This is a genomic window from Flavobacterium covae, assembly GCF_001534645.1.
Taxonomy (GTDB): Bacteria; Bacteroidota; Bacteroidia; order Flavobacteriales; family Flavobacteriaceae; genus Flavobacterium; species Flavobacterium covae.
Window position 1 is genome coordinate 2,588,972 of sequence record NZ_CP013992.1, and the last position, 23,932, is coordinate 2,612,903.

Annotated in this window: 21 protein-coding genes; 7 read left to right on the plus strand and 14 right to left on the minus strand. The window is 31.0% G+C overall.

Going from position 1 to position 23,932, the window contains the following annotated elements:
• Window positions 1–32: 32 nt before the first annotated feature.
• The 9 genes from murG to mraZ all read right to left on the minus strand — a co-directional run bounded on the left by murG (window position 33) and on the right by mraZ (window position 10,350).
• Entirely contained in the window at window positions 33–1,127 is a 1,095-nt protein-coding gene (gene murG, locus AWN65_RS11430; protein WP_081078481.1) for an undecaprenyldiphospho-muramoylpentapeptide beta-N-acetylglucosaminyltransferase, read from the minus strand.
• Window positions 1,128–1,130: 3 nt separating this feature from the next.
• Window positions 1,131–2,426: an FtsW/RodA/SpoVE family cell cycle protein gene (locus tag AWN65_RS11435; RefSeq protein ID WP_060383278.1), complete on the minus strand. Its 1,296-nt coding sequence runs from the start codon at window positions 2,424–2,426 to the stop codon at window positions 1,131–1,133.
• A 51-nt stretch (window positions 2,427–2,477) separates the two neighbouring features.
• Window positions 2,478–3,809 carry a UDP-N-acetylmuramoyl-L-alanine--D-glutamate ligase gene (gene murD, locus AWN65_RS11440; protein WP_060383279.1) on the minus strand — a complete coding sequence of 444 codons (1,332 nt, stop codon included), beginning with the start codon at window positions 3,807–3,809 and terminating at the stop codon, window positions 2,478–2,480.
• A gap of 3 nt (window positions 3,810–3,812) precedes the next feature.
• On the minus strand, window positions 3,813–5,042 hold the full coding sequence (gene mraY / locus AWN65_RS11445) for a phospho-N-acetylmuramoyl-pentapeptide-transferase (RefSeq protein WP_060383280.1): 1,230 nt from the start codon (window positions 5,040–5,042) through the stop codon (window positions 3,813–3,815).
• A gap of 73 nt (window positions 5,043–5,115) precedes the next feature.
• Window positions 5,116–6,576: a UDP-N-acetylmuramoyl-L-alanyl-D-glutamate--2,6-diaminopimelate ligase gene (locus tag AWN65_RS11450; RefSeq protein WP_060383281.1), complete on the minus strand. Its 1,461-nt coding sequence runs from the start codon at window positions 6,574–6,576 to the stop codon at window positions 5,116–5,118.
• Window positions 6,577–6,625: 49 nt separating this feature from the next.
• Window positions 6,626–8,626 (minus strand): penicillin-binding protein, encoded by a 2,001-nt coding sequence (locus AWN65_RS11455; protein WP_060383282.1) that lies wholly within the window; start codon window positions 8,624–8,626, stop codon window positions 6,626–6,628.
• Window positions 8,617–8,958 (minus strand): FtsL-like putative cell division protein, encoded by a 342-nt coding sequence (locus tag AWN65_RS11460; protein WP_060383283.1) that lies wholly within the window; start codon window positions 8,956–8,958, stop codon window positions 8,617–8,619. Before AWN65_RS11460 ends, AWN65_RS11455 begins: the two co-directional genes overlap by 10 nt.
• Before the next feature lie 35 nt (window positions 8,959–8,993).
• On the minus strand, window positions 8,994–9,890 hold the full coding sequence (gene rsmH / locus AWN65_RS11465; protein ID WP_081078437.1) for a 16S rRNA (cytosine(1402)-N(4))-methyltransferase RsmH: 897 nt from the start codon (window positions 9,888–9,890) through the stop codon (window positions 8,994–8,996).
• Complete coding sequence (gene mraZ / locus AWN65_RS11470) at window positions 9,877–10,350, minus strand: division/cell wall cluster transcriptional repressor MraZ (RefSeq protein WP_060383285.1); 474 nt, start codon at window positions 10,348–10,350, stop codon at window positions 9,877–9,879. Before mraZ ends, rsmH begins: the two co-directional genes overlap by 14 nt.
• 603 nt (window positions 10,351–10,953) lie before the next feature.
• Here mraZ and AWN65_RS11475 point away from each other — a divergent pair.
• From AWN65_RS11475 to yihA, 4 genes are all read left to right on the plus strand, one after another.
• Window positions 10,954–11,412 carry a Fur family transcriptional regulator gene (locus AWN65_RS11475; protein ID WP_060383286.1) on the plus strand — a complete coding sequence of 153 codons (459 nt, stop codon included), beginning with the start codon at window positions 10,954–10,956 and terminating at the stop codon, window positions 11,410–11,412.
• A gap of 19 nt (window positions 11,413–11,431) precedes the next feature.
• Window positions 11,432–12,706 (plus strand): adenylosuccinate synthase, encoded by a 1,275-nt coding sequence (locus tag AWN65_RS11480; protein ID WP_060383892.1) that lies wholly within the window; start codon window positions 11,432–11,434, stop codon window positions 12,704–12,706.
• A 598-nt stretch (window positions 12,707–13,304) separates the two neighbouring features.
• Window positions 13,305–14,072, plus strand: coding sequence for an alpha/beta fold hydrolase (locus tag AWN65_RS11485; protein ID WP_060383893.1), 768 nt, complete (start codon window positions 13,305–13,307; stop codon window positions 14,070–14,072).
• A gap of 39 nt (window positions 14,073–14,111) precedes the next feature.
• Window positions 14,112–14,735 (plus strand): ribosome biogenesis GTP-binding protein YihA/YsxC, encoded by a 624-nt coding sequence (yihA, locus tag AWN65_RS11490; RefSeq protein ID WP_060383287.1) that lies wholly within the window; start codon window positions 14,112–14,114, stop codon window positions 14,733–14,735.
• Window positions 14,736–14,869: 134 nt separating this feature from the next.
• Here the strand turns inward: yihA and AWN65_RS11495 are convergent, their stop codons facing one another.
• From AWN65_RS11495 to gldB, 3 genes are all read right to left on the minus strand, one after another.
• Window positions 14,870–15,469 carry a hypothetical protein gene (locus tag AWN65_RS11495; protein ID WP_060383288.1) on the minus strand — a complete coding sequence of 200 codons (600 nt, stop codon included), beginning with the start codon at window positions 15,467–15,469 and terminating at the stop codon, window positions 14,870–14,872.
• A 7-nt stretch (window positions 15,470–15,476) separates the two neighbouring features.
• Complete coding sequence (gene gldC, locus AWN65_RS11500; protein ID WP_060383289.1) at window positions 15,477–15,812, minus strand: gliding motility protein GldC; 336 nt, start codon at window positions 15,810–15,812, stop codon at window positions 15,477–15,479.
• 73 nt (window positions 15,813–15,885) lie between these two features.
• A complete protein-coding gene (gene gldB / locus AWN65_RS11505) occupies window positions 15,886–16,851 on the minus strand; it encodes a gliding motility lipoprotein GldB (protein WP_060383290.1) in 966 nt (321 codons plus the stop codon).
• 95 nt (window positions 16,852–16,946) lie between these two features.
• On the opposite strand from gldB, the gene nadE reads away from it, so the two are divergent.
• The 3 genes from nadE to AWN65_RS11520 all read left to right on the plus strand — a co-directional run bounded on the left by nadE (window position 16,947) and on the right by AWN65_RS11520 (window position 19,522).
• Window positions 16,947–17,753 carry an NAD(+) synthase gene (gene nadE / locus AWN65_RS11510; protein WP_060383291.1) on the plus strand — a complete coding sequence of 269 codons (807 nt, stop codon included), beginning with the start codon at window positions 16,947–16,949 and terminating at the stop codon, window positions 17,751–17,753.
• A gap of 97 nt (window positions 17,754–17,850) precedes the next feature.
• Window positions 17,851–18,480, plus strand: a complete 630-nt coding sequence (locus AWN65_RS11515; RefSeq protein ID WP_060383292.1) for a response regulator transcription factor — start codon at window positions 17,851–17,853, stop codon at window positions 18,478–18,480.
• A 97-nt stretch (window positions 18,481–18,577) separates the two neighbouring features.
• Window positions 18,578–19,522 carry a hypothetical protein gene (locus tag AWN65_RS11520; RefSeq protein ID WP_060383293.1) on the plus strand — a complete coding sequence of 315 codons (945 nt, stop codon included), beginning with the start codon at window positions 18,578–18,580 and terminating at the stop codon, window positions 19,520–19,522.
• A gap of 187 nt (window positions 19,523–19,709) precedes the next feature.
• On the opposite strand, the gene dnaG is transcribed toward AWN65_RS11520, so the two are convergent.
• Together dnaG and AWN65_RS11530 are read right to left on the minus strand one after the other, a co-directional pair.
• Window positions 19,710–21,689 (minus strand): DNA primase, encoded by a 1,980-nt coding sequence (gene dnaG / locus AWN65_RS11525; RefSeq protein WP_060383294.1) that lies wholly within the window; start codon window positions 21,687–21,689, stop codon window positions 19,710–19,712.
• Window positions 21,690–21,876: 187 nt separating this feature from the next.
• Window positions 21,877–23,115, minus strand: a complete 1,239-nt coding sequence (locus AWN65_RS11530) for a hypothetical protein (protein WP_060383295.1) — start codon at window positions 23,113–23,115, stop codon at window positions 21,877–21,879.
• Window positions 23,116–23,932: the final 817 nt, after the last annotated feature.

Below are 23,932 nucleotides of genomic sequence, written 5' to 3' on the forward strand. Positions count from 1 at the left end.
TCTAATAATTATTTTTTATTGTTGCTCATCTTTTATTTGACTCTCTTCATTATTTCTTCTACAATTTGTTTTGTTGCATTAGGCAATGCTAATGCTTTTATATTTTTCCCTAGATTTTCTTGTTTTTCTTTGTCATTAAGAAGTGTTGCAAAAACGGGTTCAAATGTATTATCTAATTCAGTTTCTTTTAAAAGTATAGCTCCTTGTTTTTCTACTACGGCTAGTGCATTTTTGGTTTGATGATCTTCCGCTACATTAGGTGACGGGATAAAAATAACAGGTTTGCCAACTAAACATAATTCGGAAACAGACGAAGCTCCTGAGCGGGAAATTATGAAATCGGCTGCTGCATATACGAAATCCATTCTGTCTATAAAAGAAAAGACTTGTACTCCTTTTTTGTCACTAAAGTGTTTATATTCTTCAAAATATAATTTTCCACACTGCCATATTATCTGAATATCTTGTTCTAATAACCAATTGATTTCTTTTGCTATTAATTGATTAATTCTTCTTGCTCCTAAACTACCTCCAAGTATTAGTAGTCTTTTTTTTGAAGGATCTAACTTAAAATAAGTTAAGGCTTCTTCTTTTTTATTTTCAACAGAGATTATATCTTGACGAACTGGATTTCCTGTAAGAATTATATTTTCTTTTGGAAAAAATTGTTCTAAATTTTCATACGCTACACAAATTTTTTGGGCTTTTTTACTTAATATTTTATTTGTAATTCCTGGATATGAATTTTGTTCTTGAATTATTGTTGGAATCCCTAATATAGAAGCTATTTTTAATACTGCTCCACTAGCGAAACCTCCTGTACCCACGACTACATCTGGATTAAATTTTTTGATAATTTGAAATGACTTTAGTAAACTTGATATTAACTTTAAGGGGAACATAATGTTTTGTAAAGTTAATTTTCTTTGAATTCCTGCAATCCATAATCCTTTTATAGGATAACCTGCTTGAGGAACTTTTTGCATTTCCATCTTATCACGGGCTCCTACAAACAAAATATCAGCTTGTGGATAACGTGATTTAATCTCGTTTGCAATTGCAATAGCAGGATAAATATGACCTCCTGTACCGCCTCCACTAATTATTATTTTGGGATTTTGCTTCATCATTTATTTATTTAAAACAGCATTCATAGGATTATCTTTATCTTCTATTGAATAATCTTGTTCTAGTTCCGTATCTATTTTATTTTGTTCTTCAATTTCTCTGTCTATAATACGCTGTAAAGCAGCTTCTCTTTCTTCTTTTTCTTCTTTTTCTTTTACGATTTCCTCTTCTTTTTTTGTTACATTAAGGATGATACCAATGGCTGCGCAGGTCATCCAAATAGAAGTACCTCCGCTACTTATCAATGGTAAAGTTTGTCCTGTAGTGGGCAATAATTCTACTGCTACTCCCATATTAATAAAAGCTTGGAAGATGATTGGAAATCCTAAACCTGCTACTATAAGTTTACCAAATAATGTGGGTGCTTTATAGGATGCTATTACAAAACGTACAAATAACATGAGGTATAGAAAAATAATCGCAAAACCTCCTATTAATCCAAACTCTTCAATAATAATCGCAAAAATAAAATCGGAAGAGGATTGCGGAAGGAAATTTCGTTGTACGCTTTTACCTGGTCCTAATCCGTAAATCCCACCTGTTGCTATAGCCGTTTTTGCTTTTTCAATTTGGTAATCTTCATCTGGATCTGATTTGTCTGATATAAAATTTTCAATACGACTCATCCAGGTATCTACACGATTAGGGAAGGCATCTGGAAAAGCTTTAACCAACAAAATAAAAAACAGTGCTGCTCCTATTCCCATTCCAATAATTATACCACTATTTTTTATAGGATATTGTCCTACAAAAGTGATCATTAAAACCATTGAAAAAATAAGTGCTGCCGTAGAGAAATTGGCTGGAAATATTAGTCCTACGGTAACAAAAACGGGTATCCATAAAGACACAAATGATTTTTGAAAAGTCATTTCTTCTGTATCTGTCTTAGACAAATAGCGTGCTACATACATATATAAGACCATAGCTGCTAAAGCGGATGGTTGAAATGATATACCTCCTGGCAATTGTATCCATCTACTGGCATTAGCACCGTCTATTACAGTTCCTTTAAATAAGGTATAAAGTAACATTAACCATACAAAAGGCAGCAAAACCATTGATAGGTTTCTAAAATAATGATACGGTACTTTATGCGAACCATACATGATGGCAAAACCCAGTCCTAAGTGCATAAAATGTTTGAGTAAATACCCTAATGTATTCCCTGTTCCTCTACCTAGATAAGCTAAATTACTACTTGCGCTGTATACGGGCATAAAGGAAAATAACGCCAGTAGCGCAACAAATGCCCAGATGACTTTATCTCCTTTTAGATTATGTAGTAATTTTTTCATATTTTGTATTAAAGTTTAAGAATTTAGGTTTTATACTTTAAATCCTAGATTTTATAAATTTTGAACTGCTAGTTTAAACTGTCGTCCTCTGTCTTCGTAATTTTGAAATAAATCAAAACTTGCGCAAGCAGGTGACAATAAAACGGTATCTCCTTTTTCGGCTAGGCGATAAGCTTGTTTTACTGCTTCTGCCATTGAGCTAGCTTCTATCATTTCATCTACAATACCTCCAAACGATTCCATTATCTTTTTATTATCTATTCCTAAACAAATAATTGCTTTTACTTTTTCGTTTACCAACGGTAAAAGTTCTGTATAATCATTCCCTTTATCAACTCCTCCTACAATCCATACAGTTGGTGTAGACATACTGTCTAGGGCAAAAAATGCAGCATTTACATTCGTTGCTTTAGAATCATTTATATATTGAACATTGTTTATTTTTAATACTTTTTCAAGACGATGTTCAACCGCTTGAAAGTCTGACAAACTTTCTCTAATGGTTGCTTTTCTTATTTTTAACAATTGTGCAACTGTTGCTGCTGCCATAGCGTTTTTTACATTATGTTTTCCTTCTAAAGATATTTCGTTGGTTGGCATATCAAATACTTCGTTTGTTATATTGAATTTTATTGTATCTTTTTCTAAATAAACTCCAAAATCTAATTTTTTAGAAATGGAGAAGGGTATTAATTTCGCTTTGGTTGTATTTTGACTCAACCAATTATTTATATCTTGATCATCTGCATCGTAAATCAAAAAATCTTCTGTTGTTTGATTCATTGTTATTCTAAACTTTGAAGCAATATAATTTTCGTATTTATATTCATACCGATCTAAATGATCTGGACTAATATTGGTTATAATAGCAATATGTGGTTTATATTTTTCAACTCCATCTAGTTGAAAGCTACTTAATTCTAAAACATAAGTATCAAACTTATCATCTGCTACTTGCCATGCAAAACTCTTTCCTATATTTCCTGCAAGTCCTACATTTAATCCTCCTTGCTTTAAAAGGTGGTAGGTTAGCATAGTGGTCGTAGTCTTTCCATTACTACCTGTTATCCCTACCGTTACCGCATCTGTAAACTTGTTGGTAAATTCAATTTCGGAGAGTATTGGTATTTTTTTTTCTATTATTTTTTTTACAATAGGTGCTTTATCTGGAATACCTGGGCTTTTCATTACCATATCTGCATTCAAGATAAATTCTTCCGTGTGTTTTTCGTCTTCAAATTTAATTTTGTGTAGCAATAATATCTCTTTATATGTATCTTTTATTTTCCCAAAATCAGACACGAATACTTCATATCCTTTTTTCTTTCCAAGGATAGCGGTACCTACACCGCTTTCTCCTCCTCCTAAAACAACTAACTTCATAGATTATCTTAATTTTAGAGTTACAACCGAAACAATAGTTAATAAAATTCCTACAATCCAGAAACGAGTAACTATTTTACTTTCGTGGTATCCTTTCTTTTGATAGTGATGGTGTAATGGTGACATTAAGAAAATACGACGTCCTTCTCCGTATTTCTTTTTTGTATATTTAAAATAGGCTACTTGTAATACTACTGAGAGATTTTCGGCTAAAAATATTCCACAAATAACTGGAATTAGCATTTCTTTACGAACGGCAATTGCCAATACGGCAATCACACCTCCTATGGTTAAACTTCCTGTATCTCCCATAAAAACAGCAGCGGGAAAACTATTATACCATAAAAAACCGACTAATGATCCTATGAAAGCTGCTATAAAAACGGTCATCTCTCCTGAGTGTGGAATGAACATTATGTTTAAATATTTAGAAAAAATAATATTTCCTGAAACAAATGTAAATACTCCCAACCCTATTACTGATATAGCGGAGGTTCCTGCCGCCAGCCCATCAATACCATCAGTAAGATTGGCTCCATTTGAAACCGCTGTAATAATAAAAATAACTACTGGTATAAAAATTAACCAAGCATAATTTTCATATCCTTCTCCCATGAAAGATAATACTTCGGCATAATCAAACTCATTATTTTTGAAAAAAGGTATTGTAGTGGCTGTTGATTTTTCTTCAATCATCATGGGTTTAATTGTATTTTGAGAAGCATCTATTTCAATTTTTGTATGGGCCATCTCTTTACGTACAGTTACTTGTGGATGAAAATATAAAACTGATCCAACAAATAACCCTAATCCTACTTGACCTATCACTTTAAAGATTCCTTTTAGTCCTTCTTTGTCTTTTTTGAATACCTTTATATAATCATCTAAAAAGCCTATTAATCCCATCCATAACATAGATATTATTAATAATATTACATAAATATTATCTAATCTTGCAAATAATAAAACTGGTATTAGAGTAGAAAATATAATGATAATTCCTCCCATAGTTGGCGTTCCTGCTTTTTGAGTTTGTCCTTCTAAGCCTAATTCACGAACTGTCTCACCTATTTGCAAACGTCTTAGATAGCTTATTACTTTTTTTCCGTAAATAGTAGACAATAATAATGACATAATGATGGCCAATGCAGATCGGAAGGTGATGTATTGAAAAACGCCTGTTCCAGGAACGTCCTGAACTTTATCTAAATATTCAAATAGGTAGTATAACATACTTTATAAGATTTTGGATTTTTATTTTAGATTTTTTAGTTTGAAACCATAAATCTATCTTCTAAATCAATTATTATTTGTTTAATTGTTTTAATAATTCTTGTACTATTTTCATATCATCAAAATCGTGACGTATTCCATTGACTTCTTGATAGGTTTCATGTCCTTTGCCAGCGATCAAAATTATATCTCCGTTTTCAGCTATTTGACAAGCTGTTTTTATAGCTTGCTTACGATCTATAATGGACACGTATTTTTTAAAATTTTCTGCCGTAATTCCTGCTTCCATTTCTTCAATAATAGCTTGAGGATTTTCTGTGCGGGGATTATCCGAAGTCAAAATTACTTTTGAACTCATTTCTGTTGCAATTCGCGCCATAACAGGTCGCTTTGTTCTGTCTCTATCTCCTCCACATCCTACAATCGTGATTAATTGTTCGTTTTTAGTACGGATATCATTAATAGTGTTTAATACATTTTCTAGGGCATCGGGGGTGTGTGCATAATCTACTATGGTCGTAATTTTTTCTTTGGAAACTATAAACTGAAATCTACCCGACACACTTTCTAACTCTGACAACAAACGAAGGGCTTCTATTTTATCTATTCCTAATTCAACTGCTACAGCGTAAATAGCTAATAGATTGTAAGCATTAAAAGTACCTATTAATCGTGTCCAAACATCTTGTTCATTAATTTTTAACTGAAGTCCAGACAGTTGATTTTCTAATATAACGGCTTTGTAATCAGCATAGGTTTTTAGAGCATAGGTTTTTTTTCTTGCTTGTGTGTTCTGCAACATGACAGAACCATTTTTATCATCAATATTGGTTAATGCAAAAGCAGTTTTGGGTAAATGATCAAAAAACATCTTTTTTACATCACGGTATTCTGCAAATGTTGGGTGATAATCTAAATGATCGTGTGATAAGTTGGTAAACACTCCTCCTGCAAAAAATAAACCTTCGGTGCGTTTTTGATGTACTCCATGAGAACTTACTTCCATAAAGCAATATTCACAACCTTCTTGAACCATTTGATTTAAAAAATAATTGATAGTTAAAGAATCGGGTGTTGTATGAGTGGCTTTGTATTCTGTTGTGTTTACCATTATTTTCACGGTTGATAATAATCCAACTTTATAGCCTGCTCTTTTAAACATTTGATATAGTAGAGATGCAATTGTGGTCTTACCATTTGTACCTGTGACTCCAACTAATATTAATTTATTAGATGGTTTTTCATAAAAATTATTAGCTAATTGTGCTAAAGCTGTATTTGTATCTTGTACTTTTATATAGGTAATATTTTTTAAGCAAGTCTTAGGAAGTTGTTCACAAATTATAGTTGTAGCGCCTAAACTTATTGCTTTTTCAATATACTGATGCCCATCGGACAGAGTTCCTCGGATTGCTACAAAAATATCATTTGTTTCGATTTTACGAGAATCGAAATGAATTTGATTCACGGTTTTTGTAGTAGATCCCTGAACCTCTTCTATGGGTACTTTGTATAATAAATCTTTTAAATTCATTCTTTTTTATTCCTTTTAATTGAAAGATAAAATACTTGTATTATTTTGTTTATGATAGTTCTAAAACTATAGTTGTATTTTTTCTTATAATTTCTCCTGCTTGAACAGACTGTTTTTTTACTTTACCAAATCCGTTTACTTGTACTTTCATACCTAAATTTTCTAACAAGGCTACTGCATCCATTCCTGGCATTCCTTTTGTATTTGGCACATATAATGGTTTTTTATTTAGTTTTTCATTATAGGTCAAATAACTTTTTTCTTGTTTGTTAACTCTTCTTTTTAATGATTTTATTTCATCTGTAGAAGGAACATCTGTAAAAACTTTTTGTGCAATTCTTTTAAAAACAGGACCTGCTACATCAGCACCGTAATAATTATTACTGGAGGTATTGGGTTTATGAATGACCACTATACAGGAATATTGCGGATCTTCTGCTGGAAAATAGCCTGCAAAGGAAGAGGCATAATACATTTGTGTGTCTCCTTTATGATAATCTATTTGTGCGGTTCCTGTTTTTCCTGCCATAGAAAAATCTTTTGAATATAATTTAGATGCGGTTCCTCTTTTAACAACATTTTTCAACATGGCTTTTATTTTCAAGAGCGTAGCATTAGAACAAATTCTAGAGTTAATTACTTCTGTATCAAATTTTTTTATGACTTTATTCCATTCTTTTACCTCTTGAACAAACTTAGGTTTAACCATTACACCATTATTAGCTATTGCATTGTATAATGTAAGTGTCTGTAATGGCGTAACTGAAACACCATAACCAAAGGCCATCCATGGGAGCGAGATACGACTCCAATTTCCTTTTCTTGGTTGAGGTATTCTAGGTTTTCCTTCTCCTTTAAAAGGTAGTCCTAAAGGTGCGTTTAGTCCTAAATAGTTGATATGGTCTACAAACTCTTGAGGGTTTTCTTTATAATTTTCATACACTGCTTGAACTAATACTGTATTAGAAGAAAGTTCAAATCCTCTAGCAAATGAGATTTTACCATATCCTCCCTCATGAGAGTCTTTTACTTTTCGTCCTCTATATACAACTACTCCTCCATGTGTATTGTAAATTTTATTAGTATCAATTTTTTTATCTTCTAATAGTGCTAAAACATCTACTAATTTAAAGGTGGAACCTGGTTCATGTGATTCTGCAACGGCGTAATTAATAGTTTCATAATAGGATCCATCCTTAGCTCTCCCCAAGTTAGAAATGGCCTTAATATCGCCTGTTTTGGTTTCCATGACTACTGCGCAACCGTGTTCTGCTTCATATAGTTCTAACTGTTTAAGCAATGCGTGATGTGCAATATCTTGTATATAAACGTCAATCGTAGATACTATATCATAGCCATCTATCGGTTCTACTTCATTATTATCTCGAATAGGTTTCCATTGTCCTTTTGCTATTTTTTGCTTTAAGACTTGTCCATTTTTTCCTTTCAAATACTTTCCAAAAGCACCTTCGATTCCTACTCGGGTCAAACTTCCTTCATCATTAAAACGTTCATAACCTATTGTTCTTTCTGCTATTTTTCCTATTGGATGTTCTCTTACTGTTTGCTGTTCTATAATGATTCCTCCTTTATAAGCACCTAGGTTTAGTAAAGGAAATTTTTTAATTCTAGCATGCTCTGTATAACTTAACTTGCGTGCAACTAACATATAACGATTTTTATTTGCTCTTGCTTTTCTAAAATCGTTTAGTAAAAAACTGCTTGTTTTTTTTAGCATAGGTGCTAATGAATCTGCAAGCGATTTTATATGTTTATCAAAATTTTCTTGCGAAGGTGCTAATGCGTCGAAACGGATTGTATATTCAGGAATGGAAGTTGCTAAAAGACTTCCATCTGATGAATAAACATTTCCTCTATTGGCAGGGATTACAAAATTTTTAATTGTACGTTCTTTGGCTAATTGTCTATAATAAGTTCCTTCAACCCATTGAATATTACTTAATTTTACAGCAACAGCAGATGACATTACAAGTATAAGTAATGCCACTCCATAAATACGATTTAATATGTTTCTATTTATTATTGCCATAGCTTTTCCCAAGCTGTCTTTTCTTTTGCTACTTTAATTTTTTTAGGAGGAACGGAAGAGGGTACAATGTCTAATATTGCCATCTGAGCTGCTACGTTTGACTCCATTTTTATTTTCATTAGTTCTGATCTTCGGTCTACAAATTCTGATCGTAATTCTTTTACTTCATTGTTTAATTCGGCTATACGAAAAACTTTTTTCTCATAACTATGTGTATTTGCTATCATTACGATAGCTAGTACTAATAAGAAAAGGATAAAAATCCAATTCTTTGCGGCATCTTCGTTAAGAAGATAGCGTGCTTTTAGTATATTAAAGATTTTGTTTTTCATTTTTTATTTAGAGATCCTAAAGACAATATTTATTGTTATTTTTTTTCAGCTATACGAAGCTTTGCACTTCGAGCTCTATTATTTAGTTTTATTTCTTCATCTGTTGGCACAATAAGTTTATCAATAGCTTTCATGGGTACTTCAAACCTGCCAAATATATCTCGTTCTGGTTCTCCCTCAAACATTCCATTTTTTATAAATCGTTTTACCAAACGGTCTTCTAAAGAATGGTACGAAATAACGCTTAACCTCCCTCCTATATTCAAGATTTCTAATGATTGTTCTAGAAATTCTTTTAAGACTTCCATCTCTTGATTTACTTCAATACGTATAGCTTGATAAATTTGAGCTAAAATTTTATTGGCTTTATGACCTGGTAAATGTTTTTTTAAAACTTGTTTTAAATCTTCTGTATTAACAATATGTTCTGTTTCTCTAGCTTCTATTATTGTCCTAGCTAAAGCTGCTGCATTTTTCAGTTCTCCATATTCTAAAAAAATACGACGTAGATTTATATCATCATACTCATTAACTACAGTGTAAGCACTCAATTCATTTTTTTGACTCATTCTCATATCAAGCGCCCCATCAAAACGAGTAGAAAAGCCTCGTTCTGGCACATCAAATTGATGAGAGGAAACCCCTAAATCTGCCAAAATCCCATCAACTTTTCGAACGTTATGAAAACGCAAAAAGTTTTTGATGTACCTAAAATTTTCTTTTATTAATACAAATCGTTTGTCTTCTATTACATTTGCCCAAGCATCTTCATCTTGATCAAAAGCAAATAACTTTCCATTAGGTCCTAATCGAGCTATTATTTCTCTTGAATGACCTCCGCCTCCAAAAGTTACATCTACATATATGCCATCCGGTTTGATATTCAAACCATCCACTGTTTCTTTTAATAAAACCGGATTATGATATTCCATTGTCATCAAAATTTAAATCTCCCATTACTTCTTCAGCTAAATCAGCAAAATCCATTACTGAATCATCAATAGCTTTTTCATATAATTCTTTATCCCAAATTTCTAATATAGTTACCGCCGAAGACAATACTATATTATTGGTAATATTTGCAAAAACAGCCAAATCTTTGGGTATTAATAGACGTCCCGTAGCATCAATCTCTACCACTTTTACTCCCGCAGTAAATCGACGAATAAAATCATTATTCTTCTTTACAAAACGATTTAATTTGTTGATTTTTTGCATCATAACATTCCATTCACTCATTGGATACAACTCTAAACATGGTTGAAAAACAGAACGTTTTAATACAAACCCTTCCTGTAAAGAAGTAGCCAATTGGCTCTTTAAGGCAACTGGTAACATCAACCTGCCCTTAGCATCCGCTTTACATTCATATGTTCCAACAATGGTATTCAAGGAGTTACGCTTTGTACTGTACAAAGACAAAGATAGAAATATTTTTACCACATTTTACCACAAAATACCACTTTGTTTATAAATTTTAATTTTATAAGAAATACATGACAAAACTCGAAAGCTATAATTTTTATAATCTCAGATTTGCCATTAGACTTTTATCACAGACAAAAAGAACTTTGAATCTGAAAGGTGCTCTATTTTTCATCTCCAATTTGGCAAAACTTCATATACGCGATTTTTTTACACCTTTTATATTATTTATACTTTTATTTTTCATCGCAAAATCTCAAGCATCTCAAAAAACAACCTTCTTAATTAACATTCATCTATTTGTTTTTTTAGTATATTGCCATTTGACATGGTAGAGCTTAAGACATTTTGAATGAATAAAAATTTTTCAAAAAAACGGATAAGTATCACCATAGCAAAAGAGAGTCAAAAAAACTGGAAGTAAGCCTTCTATTCGTTTTTACATAAACAGCATTTTTATTTTAAGAGTAGACAAAACCGTCTGTGTATTTTTATTATAGACCAATACTTATAAAAGTAAAAAACCATTATTATCTACAATATGAATAAAAATTTTATCTTTGTGACGTTATGACACAAGTTACATCTGACAACAATAGCCATCAAGAAACGGTAAAAAATGTTTTTACTAGTTATTTAGAAAAAAATGGACATCGAAAGACACCAGAACGATATGCAATCCTTCAGGAAATATATGATAATTCAGAACATTTTGATATAGAAAATCTTTACATCAAAATGAAAAATAAAAATTACCGAGTGTCTCGTGCCACACTCTACAATACTATTGAATTATTATTAGATTGTGGTTTAGTTCGTAAACATCAGTTTGGTCAGAATCAAGCACACTATGAGAAATCTTATTTTGACAAACAACATGACCATATTATTATGACTGATACTGGGGAAGTAATTGAGTTTTGCGACCCAAGAATACAAACGATCAAACAAACTATGGAGGATTTATTTGGAATTGAAATCCAAAATCATTCATTATATTTCTACGCTACTAAAAAGAATAATTCTTAAAATTACAAACAACAACACAATGACTGTAGACTTACTACTAGGATTACAATGGGGAGATGAAGGCAAAGGAAAAATTGTCGATGTATTAACCTCTAAATATGACATTATAGCTCGTTTTCAAGGAGGCCCTAATGCTGGACACACACTTGAATTTGATGGAATAAAACACGTTTTACGTACAATCCCATCTGGTATTTTTCACAAAAACTCGATAAATATCATAGGAAATGGTGTTGTTATCGACCCAGTTGTTTTTCAAAAAGAAATTGAAGGACTTGAAAAATTCAATATGAATATCAAGTCAAAATTATTAATTTCAAGAAAAGCTCATCTTATTTTACCAACCCATCGTTTGCTAGACGCAGCTTCTGAAACAGCTAAAGGTAAAGCCAAAATAGGTTCCACTCTAAAAGGTATTGGTCCTACTTATATGGACAAAACAGGTCGTAATGGCTTAAGAGTTGGAGATATTGAAATGTCTGATTTCATTGAAAAGTATCGTTCTCTAGCTAATAAGCACGAGGAGATGATTAAATTCTACGATGTAAACATTCAATACAATCTTCCTGAAATGGAAAAAGAGTTTTTTGAAGCTATAGAAGAGTTAAAAAAACTAACTTTTATTGACAGTGAAGATTTTTTAGCTAAAGCTCAAAAAGAAGGCAAATCTATTCTTTGTGAAGGAGCTCAAGGTTCTTTATTAGATGTTGACTTTGGAACTTACCCTTTCGTTACGTCTTCTAACACCACCGCTGCAGGAGCCTGTACAGGTCTAGGAATTGCTCCCAATAAAATAAAAGATGTTTTTGGGATTTTTAAAGCCTACACTACTCGCGTAGGCTCTGGTCCATTCCCTACAGAAGATTTCGGTACAGATGGAGAAACAATGGCAAAAGTAGGAAATGAGTTTGGATCTGTCACAGGACGCGCTAGACGTTGTGGATGGTTAGATTTAGTAGCTTTAAAATACGCTATTCAAATTAATGGAGTAACCCAGTTAATGATGATGAAAGGAGATGTCCTTTCTGGTTTTGAAACACTAAAAGTTTGTAACGCTTACAACTACAAAGGAGAAACAATAAAACATCTACCCTTTTCTATTGAAGAAGAAAACCTTACTCCTATTTACACTGAGTTTAAAGGTTGGAAGGCAGACCTAACAAATATGAGCACTTTCGAGGAGCTCCCTATAGAATTAAAAAACTATATTCAGTTTATCGAAGAAGAACTAGAAGTGCCTATTATGATTATATCTGTAGGTCCTGACAGAAAACAAACAATTATTAAATCTTAAAATAAAAGAATAGATATCTAAAAAATAAAATTCAACATCTAGTTTATCATTTCAAGCATAGGAGAAGCCATATTATCAACATTATATGACTTCTCCTTTTCGATTAAATCATTATTTGCTTCATTATAAAAATCATTCTGATACCATTTAAACTTAAAATACACTGGATTAAAAAGTAAAATTCTCGATCTGTTTTTTTCACTTTAAAACAACTCGAACAAACGATTGAGTATATAATTAAAATCATCGTTAGTTCGAACCCAAAGCATATCGAGAACCAACACTAATTTTTATTGCTTTTGTAGGATAGTGTCTAAATCAACATGCAGTTTATCACTCCGATAAGGAGGAATCTCATAATCAACATTATGTAATTTCTCCCTCTGGTCGAAATGAAAATATTGCGAACTTTTTAGACAGCCTCAAGGCTGAAAAAATAGTATTTATGAGGAACTTTCAAAGTTTAAATGGTACATTTTTTTATTTTTTCCTCTATACACTATTAATCCACCAAGTTAGTTCCTCTACAAAAGATTAATAAAAATTATTTTTTCATTTTTAACCACTATATTTGTCGTATAAAAAACAAGTTAATAAAGTGGAGCACTTAATAGAAGACGGCAAGTATAAATATTTTGAAGCAGGGGAAGGGACTCCAATTGTAATCTTACATGGATTAATGGGAGGTCTTAGTAATTTTGGTGGAGTTGCCGAATACTTTCCTAACAAAGGTTATAAAGTGGTAATACCTGAATTGCCTCTATATACCCAAAATATATTAAAAACAAATGTAAAAGCATTTGCAGTATATCTTAAGAACTTTATAAATTACAAAGGTTTTGACCGAGTTGTCCTTGTTGGCAATTCTTTAGGAGGGCATATTGCCTTATATTTCACAAAACTTTTTCCTGAAAAAGTTTCTGGTCTAGTCATTACAGGAAGTTCTGGTTTATATGAAAGTGCTATGGGAGAAAGCTATCCCAAGCGAGGCGATTATGAATACATTAAAAAAAAATCAGAGGATGTTTTTTACGATCCTGCTGTTGCTACAAAAGAAATTGTTGATGAGGTATATGCAACAGTAAACGATCGCATTAAACTTTTAAAAACACTTACAATTGCCAAAAGTGCCATACGTCATAACATGGCTAAAGATTTACCTAAAATGCACGTTCCTACAGGAATTATATGGGGTAAACAAGATAAAGTAACACCTCCAGAAGTAGCAGAAGAATTTCACAGACTACTTCCTAATTCTACTTTATACTGGATAGACCAATGTGGACATGCTGCAATGATGGAACATCCTAAAGAATTTAACAAAATTCTAGAAGAATGGCTAGAAACAAAAGCAGAGCATAAATAATAACTTTCCCCTTCGTATAAGGGGATTTATTTTGTATATATGAAAATTAATACCGCTGAATTTATCATAAGTAACTCGATTGTTAGTAAATGTCCACAGGAACGTTTACCTGAATATGCTTTTATAGGAAGATCTAACGTAGGAAAATCTTCTTTAATAAACATGTTAACCAATCATAAAAATCTAGCAAAAACATCTTCAAAACCAGGCAAAACCCAACTAATTAATCATTTTAAAATTAACAACAATTGGTTTTTAGTTGACTTACCTGGATATGGTTATGCAAAAGTTTCTAAAAAAACAAAAGAAGTCTTTCAAAAATTCATTACAGATTATTTTGAAAAACGAGAGCAATTAGTTTGCGCTTTTGTATTAATAGATATACGTCATGAGGCTCAGAAAATAGATTTAGAATTTATTACATATCTTGGCGAAATTGGAATCCCTTTTTGTATTATTTTTACAAAAGCTGATAAAATAAGCAAAGGTAAAACCGAACAAAATGTTGCTGCTTATCGCAAGGCATTATTAGCTAACAATTGGGAAGAAATGCCACAACATTTTATAACATCATCATTAGATACAATAGGTCGGGACGATGTTCTAGAGTTTATAGACAACGTAAATCAGGAAATCTTTAAAAACAATGATAATTTTATCTAATAGAAAAGAGATCCAAAAAATCGAAACTCAACATCTAGCCTATCTCTTCTAAAATAGGAGAAATCACATAATATAGATATGTGATTTCTCCCTTTTACCGACACAACAGTATTTTTATCTTTCAGATCGTTTTTTTATTTAAATGACTTAAGCTCCATCTTAAAGAATCCTGTATCTTCATAAACATTACCAATATCATCGTTCCAAAAAACATAAGAATCATTAATAGCTGTTGTTGTGGAAAACTTAAATACTTTACAATGAAATGTTCCTGCTGGCACCGTAATCACAGAATCTAGATCTATAACTTTATGTGTTACAACCGCTTTATCCGATCTAGTATATTTCCATTCTTCATTTAACTTAGCATTTTTTTTATAGTTTTTCGAAAAATAATCTTTATCATTATTAGAATCAATCAAAAGAAAATCACCTTCTTGTTTCATTAAATCTACACTAGACCTATGTAATTTACCAAATGTGTCATAAAATCCTCTTGTAACCAAAAACCCTTCTCCATTACAATTACCAAAAGTCATTTTCATTGTTCCTGAATTTATTCCAAATTGAAAAAAATCAAATACAAGTTCTTTTCCCGTTTTCAAAAAAGGTATTGACGACTCACAATTTCCATTACTACTATCAGGTGCTACACCTATATTATTTTCTTTACTACAAGAAACTAAAAACAAACAGATGTAAAATAAGGATAACTTTCTTTTCAAGATTTTCATAATTTTCCTATTTATTTAATTCTAATTTTTCAGCAAAATAATCACAAAAATCGCGCATCGTTGCACTCATTTTTTCATCAGCGGTTGCACGTTCAAAAGTATCTGCCATAGCTACCAATGTCTGATGAAAGAATATCTTCATTTCATCTACAGGCATATCTTTTGTCCACAAATCAATACGCATTGTTTCTTTTACATTGCTGTCCCAAATATTCAGCATGAATGCTTTTGCTTCTTGCTTTTCCACTCCTCCATCTTTTGCTGTCCAATGCAATTTTTCAGGAATATGATTTTCATCTAACGAAATTTCAAACTTAATATCGGATGTTTTTGTTATTGGCATTTTAAATTTTAGAATTTTAGAATTTAATTAACTAAATTCTTATTAAACATTTCATTAAATAATGAGTTAACGACTAACTCTTTACAGGTTTATATTTCGACTTTTTAAAAAGTTCTTTTGCATCTAAAACAAGCATCTTTTGCAGAGGAGTGTCATTCTGATCCATATAAGTACGAACAATCTGCCAACCAATCCACGCTCCTATACGGGCAGGGGTTTGATTATCACTTTCTAGTCCAAATTTAGAAAAGGGTCCTGGCGTTATTAATTTCTGAACTAACATAGGGTTTGTATCATATAACATTTTTTGTTCTATCATAAATCGCCAAATATTTTCATCATTTTCCTCACACCATTTTAACTCTTCTGTAGTATATGCAATTTTATCTTCATCTAAGGTTGTAGGTAACAAAACATCTTTTAAATAAAGTTTCTTTCCTTCATAAATCATTTGTGACAAAAAATCACGATCAGTAGGTGGTTTAACTTTATATAGAGCAAATGCGTCTACTATATCAGGCATCATTTGTAAGGGTTCAAATCTTCTTTTTAAGAATTCAGGGTATTCATAAAAACGATGTGATTTACCTAAATATAATTCTAAAGAAATAATTAACATATTCTTATCGGGAGCATAAATAACTTTATAATCAGGATCCATGTCTTGAATAACTGTATATACTTTAGGTATTCTGGTTTTTGGAAAATAATATTTTATATATTTAAAAAGAGTTTCTATATTTTTCTTTTCAAGATCAAAATTATCGTATCTCTTTTCCACTTCCTTATATAGTGCTCTCCATTGTGGGTTTACCATCTTTTCGGCTAAAAATTGTTCATCAACTTGAGGAGGAAAGAAAAAAGGATATTTTTGTTTTAAATTGGGTAAATCAGAGGGTTTTGATTCAAAAAAGGCTTTATCATAACGATCTACCACAACATTTACATTCATTTCTTCTGCTTGATCTTTTACTTTTTCGTTTTTTTTACAAGAAAAAAGGGAAAGGATTATAAAAGTTAATGCTATATGTTTCTTCATTTTACTATAATTGTATTAAGATCACCTCAAAACGGTTTATGACGTAATTTTATTATTTTTGCAAATATACATTCGTTTTTAATACTATCCTCACTATGCAAAAAATAAGCACTCTAAATGTAGAAAAAGTAAACACATATATCGTAAATTGGTTAAAAGAATATGCTGAAAAAGCAGGAGTAAAAGGCTTTGTTGTAGGTATATCAGGCGGAATAGATTCTGCTCTAACTTCTACATTATGTGCTCAAACAGGACTTACCACCTTATGTGTAGAAATGCCTATACATCAAACTGAAAGCCATGTAAGTAGAGCATACGAGCATATTCATTTATTAAAATCAAGATTTTCAAACGTATCCGATACACGAATAAACTTGACTCCTATTTTTGAGACATTTCAAAAAGAGGTTCCTACATCGGAAATCGAAGACAAGCTTTATTTGGCTTTAGCAAATACCCGCTCACGTTTACGAATGGTGTCTTTGTATTACTTAGCAGGTTTAAACAGTTTATTAGTCGCAGGAACAGGAAATAAAGTAGAAGATTTTGGGGTAGGTTTTTTTACAAAGTATGGAGATGGAGGTGTAGACATCAGTCCTATAGCAGACTTACTAAAAAGTGATGTTCGCGCTCTAGCAACTTATCTAGAAATACCGGCATCTATCTTAAATGCAAAACCTACTGATGGGTTATTTGGTGATGACAGAAGTGATGAAGATCAATTAGGAGCCAATTATGACGAATTAGAATGGGCTATGGAACAATTAGAGAACGGAAAAACGAGTAATGATTTTGAAGGCAGAGAAAAAGAGGTTTTTAATATTTACTTACGCTTAAACACCATTAATCAACATAAAATAAATCCAATACCTGTATGTGTAATTCCTAAACAATTCAAATAATTTCTACAAAAGTGTAAAATATTTTCTACAACTGATAATCAAGCCTTTATATTTTTATTTGTAATTTTGTACTTACACAATTTTAAACGAATAATGTATGATAAAGATAGGTCTTGCGGATAATCATCCAGTGGTTCATTATGGTATTAAATCATATTTCAAAGAACATTCTGATATTACATTAGTAGGAATCGTGGATAACTTTGACATGATTGAAGAGATGTTAAAACGAAAAGAGGTAGACATCTTAGTCATGGATATGGAGCTAAATGGGTTAAACAGTATTAATAATATTAAAAACTTATTACAAAATTACCGAAAACTTAAAGTTGTTTTATTTTCTAATTTAAACGAACAAATATATGCTCCCAATGCTATAAAAGCAGGAGTTTCATCATTTGTTGAAAAATCAGAAAAACTAGAAAATCTTGCCTCAACAATCATAAAGGTTAACAGAGGATCTGTTGTTTTTAGCGATGCCGTAAAACGCAATATTGCTTTAATATCAAAGCAATCTAAACCAGAACAACTCTACAGAAAATTATCAAGTCGAGAAATCGAAGTATTACGTTATCTATCCAATGGTAAAAAAAACAAAGAAGTAGCAGAGGCTTTGAATTTAAACGAAAAAACGATTAGCACTTATAAACTCCGTTTATTAGCCAAGTTAAATGTAACCAATCTTGTAGACCTTGTCAATAAAGCTAAAACTTTAGAAATTGTCTAATTCTAAAAATTGGACTTTTAGAATAACTTTTTGAACGATCACAAAAAACTTACAAAAACTCTTATTCATAAATTTGTCTTAACAAAAATAGATAATTATGAAAAAGAGTTTTTTACTTTCTTCTCTTATAGGAAGTACTTTATTAATAGGTTGTTCAAAAGATAACAATACTCCAAGCCCTAGTAGCAACGAAATTACATTTCCAACAGGAAAATTAGCAGTAGAGTTAGGCCATCCTGAAAGCGTTCTTTTTGATGGCAAACAATATTTTTATATTTCAGATATCGGAACACAATTAGCTCCTCACGTAAAAGACGGAGATGGAATGATTACAAAAGTAGATATCAACGGTAAACTAATTTCTAAAAATATTAGTAAAGTTTCTTTAAACGCTCCAAAAGGCAGTGTTCTTATAGGCAATACATTATGGATAAACGACATAGATGAGCTAAAAGGAATAGATATTAATACAGGAGAACTTACCGATCGAATTTCTTTTAATGATCTAGGAATTGACTTAACAATAAAAGGAGGCACAGGATTAAATGATCTTGTTAAAGGAAATGACAATAATACTTTATATGCAAGTATTACCAATAATGGCGGTATTTACAAAGTTAATTTAAAAGAAAAAAGCAAAGAAAAAATAGGTGAAAGCAACTTTGTAAATGGCTTATTTTTAACGGATAATACACTATGGAATTGTGCCTTTGCAAACGGATTGTCATTAAAAAAGTTAGATCTAAATTCTAAAAACAATACTGATGCTCTTAACAGCCCAAATGCTTCAGGAGGTTTAGATGGCATAACTCTTATCAATAATGAATTATATATATCTGATTGGGGTAAAGATTACAATGGATCAAATGAAGTAGGATCTATCTTTAAATATAATCCAACAACACAAAAGAGCGAATTAATAGATCTTACTAATAAAATAGGAAAAAAATACCTTAATGGCCCTGCGGATATTAGCAGTTATAACAACTATTTATTTATACCTGCAATGGGAGAAGGAGCTGTTTATATTGTTAAAATTTAAAATTCCCCGATAAAGGAAAATGTTCGAAAAGTCTAAAATTTCATATTTTATTTTATCCTTTTAATCTCACTAATTAAAATAAAATTTGCCATTTTTGTTTAAATAGACTAAGCTTGCTATTTATTACTTTAAATTAAAAATAAACAAAATAATATTTTTACTTTTCGGACGTTTCCTTCTTAAAAAATTAAGAATAACGAGACATAACACGTCCTAATTTACTAGAAAAGTTACCTACTAATTTAGAATAATCCATTACCGTATATAAAATTTCAGAGTTATCAGCCTGTGGATCAGGCGATAATTGTCCTTTTACTTCTTCTATAATTTTATTTACTAAAAACCATCGTAAACTCAAAATTGTTTCGGTTACATATTGTCCAATTGTTTGATCTTTTAATTTTACATAAATCAATTTAACTTCCCAATTATGCAAACTCATTTTTTCATCTTCCATTAAAATAGAAGTTACCTCTTGTGCTAATTCTGGTGTTAGTTGCATCAAGAAATGCTCAATTTCAAATTTTTCATTTTGATGATAATAATTCATCACTTCATTGTAGATTGCTCTAAATAAAGGATTTGCTAACTCTACTTCGTCTTCTTGAAGGCTTAAATAAATTCGCTGGTAAACTTTGTATTTGCTAAACTCTTTTATTTCTTTTAACTCTCCTTCTGGAGTGGCTTTATAGAGATAATCCGCAAATTCTTCTTCTGCATTTCCGTAGAGCAAAAGAATTTCTATTATTTTGCGTTCTAGCTGGTATTGAACATCTACTTTTGTTTTGGTTTGCTGATCTTCATTTTTTACAACCGTAAATGCTTTTTGTTCTTGTTTTATTTTTTTATTTGATTCTGTAATATCTTTTTGAATCAATTGTGCTAATGTATTAAATAATACTTCTTCTGAAATATCCATAATACGCGAACATTCTTTTATGTATACTTCTCTTTTAATTCGATCTGGTATCTTGGCTATACTAATAATCATATCACGAATTAAGTCTGCTTTTTTAATAGGATCATTTTTGGCTTCTTTCATAAGAAGAGAGGCTTTAAACTGTATAAAATCCATAGCATTTTCATCTAGATAGCGCAATAAATCATCATGAGGTGTTTTTCTTGCAAAACTATCGGGATCATCTCCATCTGGGAAAGTGCATACTTTTACGTTCATTCCTTCCTCTAGTATTAAATCAATTCCTCTGATCGAAGCTCTTAGCCCTGCTGCATCTCCATCAAAAAGAACAGTAACGTTTTTGGTCAAACGATTAATCAAACGAATTTGATCTGGAGTTAGAGCAGTACCAGATGAGGCTACTACATTTTCTATACCTGCTTGATGCATTTGAATTACATCCGTATATCCTTCACATAAATAACAATTATCTTGCTTAGCTATAGCTTGCTTAGCATAATAGATTCCGTATAAGACTTTGGACTTATGATAAATTTCACTTTCTGGGGAATTGACATATTTAGCTACTTTTTTATCGTTAGTTAAAATACGCCCACCAAAACCTAAAACACGACCGGACATACTTTGTATTGGAAACATAACACGTCCTTTAAAACGATCAAAATGTCTACCATCTTCTTTTGTTATTGTCAACCCCGTTTTGTCTAAAAATTCTAATTTATACCCTTTTTCTAAAGCTTCTTTTGTAAAAACATCCCAGCCTTCTGGTGAAAATCCTAAACCAAATTTTTTAATTGTTTCTAATGTAAATCCTCTTTCTTTAAAATAAGAGAGTCCTATTGCTTGTCCTTCATTGGTATTAAACATTGTTTCTTGAAAAAATTTTTGAGCAAATTCAGACACGAGATACATACTTTCCTTTTCATTTGCTACCGCTACTTCTTCTGTAGATTGCTCCGTTTCTTCAATTTCTATATTGTACTTTTTTGCTAGATACCTAATGGCTTCTGGGTAAGAAAAATGCTCATGTTCCATTAAAAAAGTGACTGCATTTCCTCCTTTTCCTGAGCTAAAATCTTTCCAAATTTGTTTTACTGGAGACACCATAAAAGACGGTGATTTTTCATCTGAAAAAGGGCTTAAACCTTTTAAATTGGTACCTGCTCTTTTTAGTTGCACAAAGTCCCCTATAACCTCTTCTACTCTAGCGGTTTCAAAAACAGTTTCTATTGTATTTTTGGAAATCACGATTAATGTTTTAAAAAAGGTTCAAATATACAATTTTAAAAAAGATCGTCTTATTATATAATAAAACGAATCTATATAAAAAAGAAAACCTTGTTTTTGGATATCGTTTATATAAAAAACCGTTTCTAATAATACCTAAGTATTTTTAACAAAAAAAGGTGTCCTTTTTTTCCGGACACCTTTTTTGTTACTTTAATCTAAAATCTGGTTTTTTTCGCACATCATTACTTTTAAACATATTGATATTACTAATTTTTGTAATACTATTTACTTTGTCCTTTTGCGTAAACCAATCTGATGGTGTTTCTGCTTTTACCAAATTTTCATTCGTAATAACTTCAGTACAATTATTTATAACTGAATTGACTATTTTTATTTGTTTATAATTTTCTTTTTCTAAATATTTATCGTCCATAGCAACAACGCTTGCAAAACCAGAAATGACACATTTATTCATTTCAACAAATGAATCTGTTTTTACGGAAATAGCTTCTTTTACTAATCCCATAGCGTTATCCTCGTTGCTAACCATTGTTACATTATTGAGTTTGATAACTGTTTTTTTACGAGTGGGATCAAAATTTTCTAGTTTATCATAAGTATCTATTTCCATAACTCTTGAACGAGTATTATCTGAAATATAAGGATTTCGTATGGCTATTGAATTACTCATTGTACAAATAGCCCCCATAGAAAAGTCAAAATCATCATCTGCATTTTGAAATGAGATAATATTATTCATATCAAAGGTTCCGCCCACAACTTCTAATCCATCATCCTTAGCCATACTAATTTGGATGTTTTCTATTTTAGTCTTTTTTCCTACGGCTCCTAAAGTCAAACCATTTAACATGGTTTTTTCATTTAATTTTTTTCCTGCAAATTCTATACGTACATATTTCAAAACACCTGAATCACTATTTTCGTTATTCCCTCCAAAAAGATTATATTTAGGGTTTGGATCATAAATAGAAGAAACTATACCTCCATAACGATTAACGGGTGCATCTCCATAAATAATAATACCTCCCCAATCTCCTGATTTTCTATCTGAAGTTCCTTTACTTGATGTAAACACAATAGGATCTGTTTCAGTTCCTTCTGCCTTTATTTTTGATCCTTTAGTAACAATTAAAGTTCCATTAGAGTCAAAATCACCACGCATCACTACACCTGGCTCTAAGGTTAGAGTTGCTCCATTAACTACATATACAGACCCCATTATTAGATAAGTCCCTTTTTTAAGAGTTGTATTTTCCCCTATCTCTCCATTTAATATTCTACTAGGTGCTGCATAATCTTGTGTCTTAGGCTTAAAATTTGTCCAATTATTAAACCAATTGAAATCACCATAAACTCCTTGTACATTTTGTGCTTGACTGGAAGCAAATACTAATAATAGTACACTTAATAACTTTTTTTTCATTTTTTGGGGTTTTATCTATAAAAAATAGTGACAAAACTACTTTTTAGTTTATTAATAAACAACCCTTCTATTAACAAAAAATTGTTAAATAATAATTTAAAAATGTTTTATCTATGAAAAATTATCAATAATTATACCAAATAAGCTAAATTTAATTTAAATCAAATCTTAATACTAAGGAAATATTATTCTGATTAATCATGTTATTCTTAAATGAAGGCGTTATATCATGTTTTAGATATAAACTAATTTCTTTGTAACCTATATAAGTTCCTAAACTATAAACAAATTTATTTACATTAAAACTGCCTTTCTCTTCTAAAATACAGTTATGGTTATTTTCTTTATATCCTATGTTTTGTTTTTAAATTAAATCTTAAAAATCCTCCTATTTCAAAACGAAAACTTTTTTATGTGTTAAAAATATTTTTTCCATTTATTATGGGTGATTTTGAAAAATCTAACTCTAAATATAGAGGAAAAACTAAATTTACGACTTTAAATCTTGAGTCATCTACTGGTTTAGAAAAGTTATCCAGAAACGTTTGATGCTCTCCTTCTATAAAAAACGATTATTTGTTGGTCTTAAATTATTGTACTGAACTGAAAAACCATATTTAAAATGTAATAAATTATACCATTTAAACTTAAGATATACTGGATTAAAAAGTAAAGTTCTCGATCTGTTTTTTTTCATTTTAAAACAACTCTAACAAACGGTTGAGTATTAATTGGATTCATCGTTAGCTCGAACGCGAAGCGCATCAAGAACCAACACTTATTTTTATTGCTTTTGTAGGATAGTCTCTAAATCAAC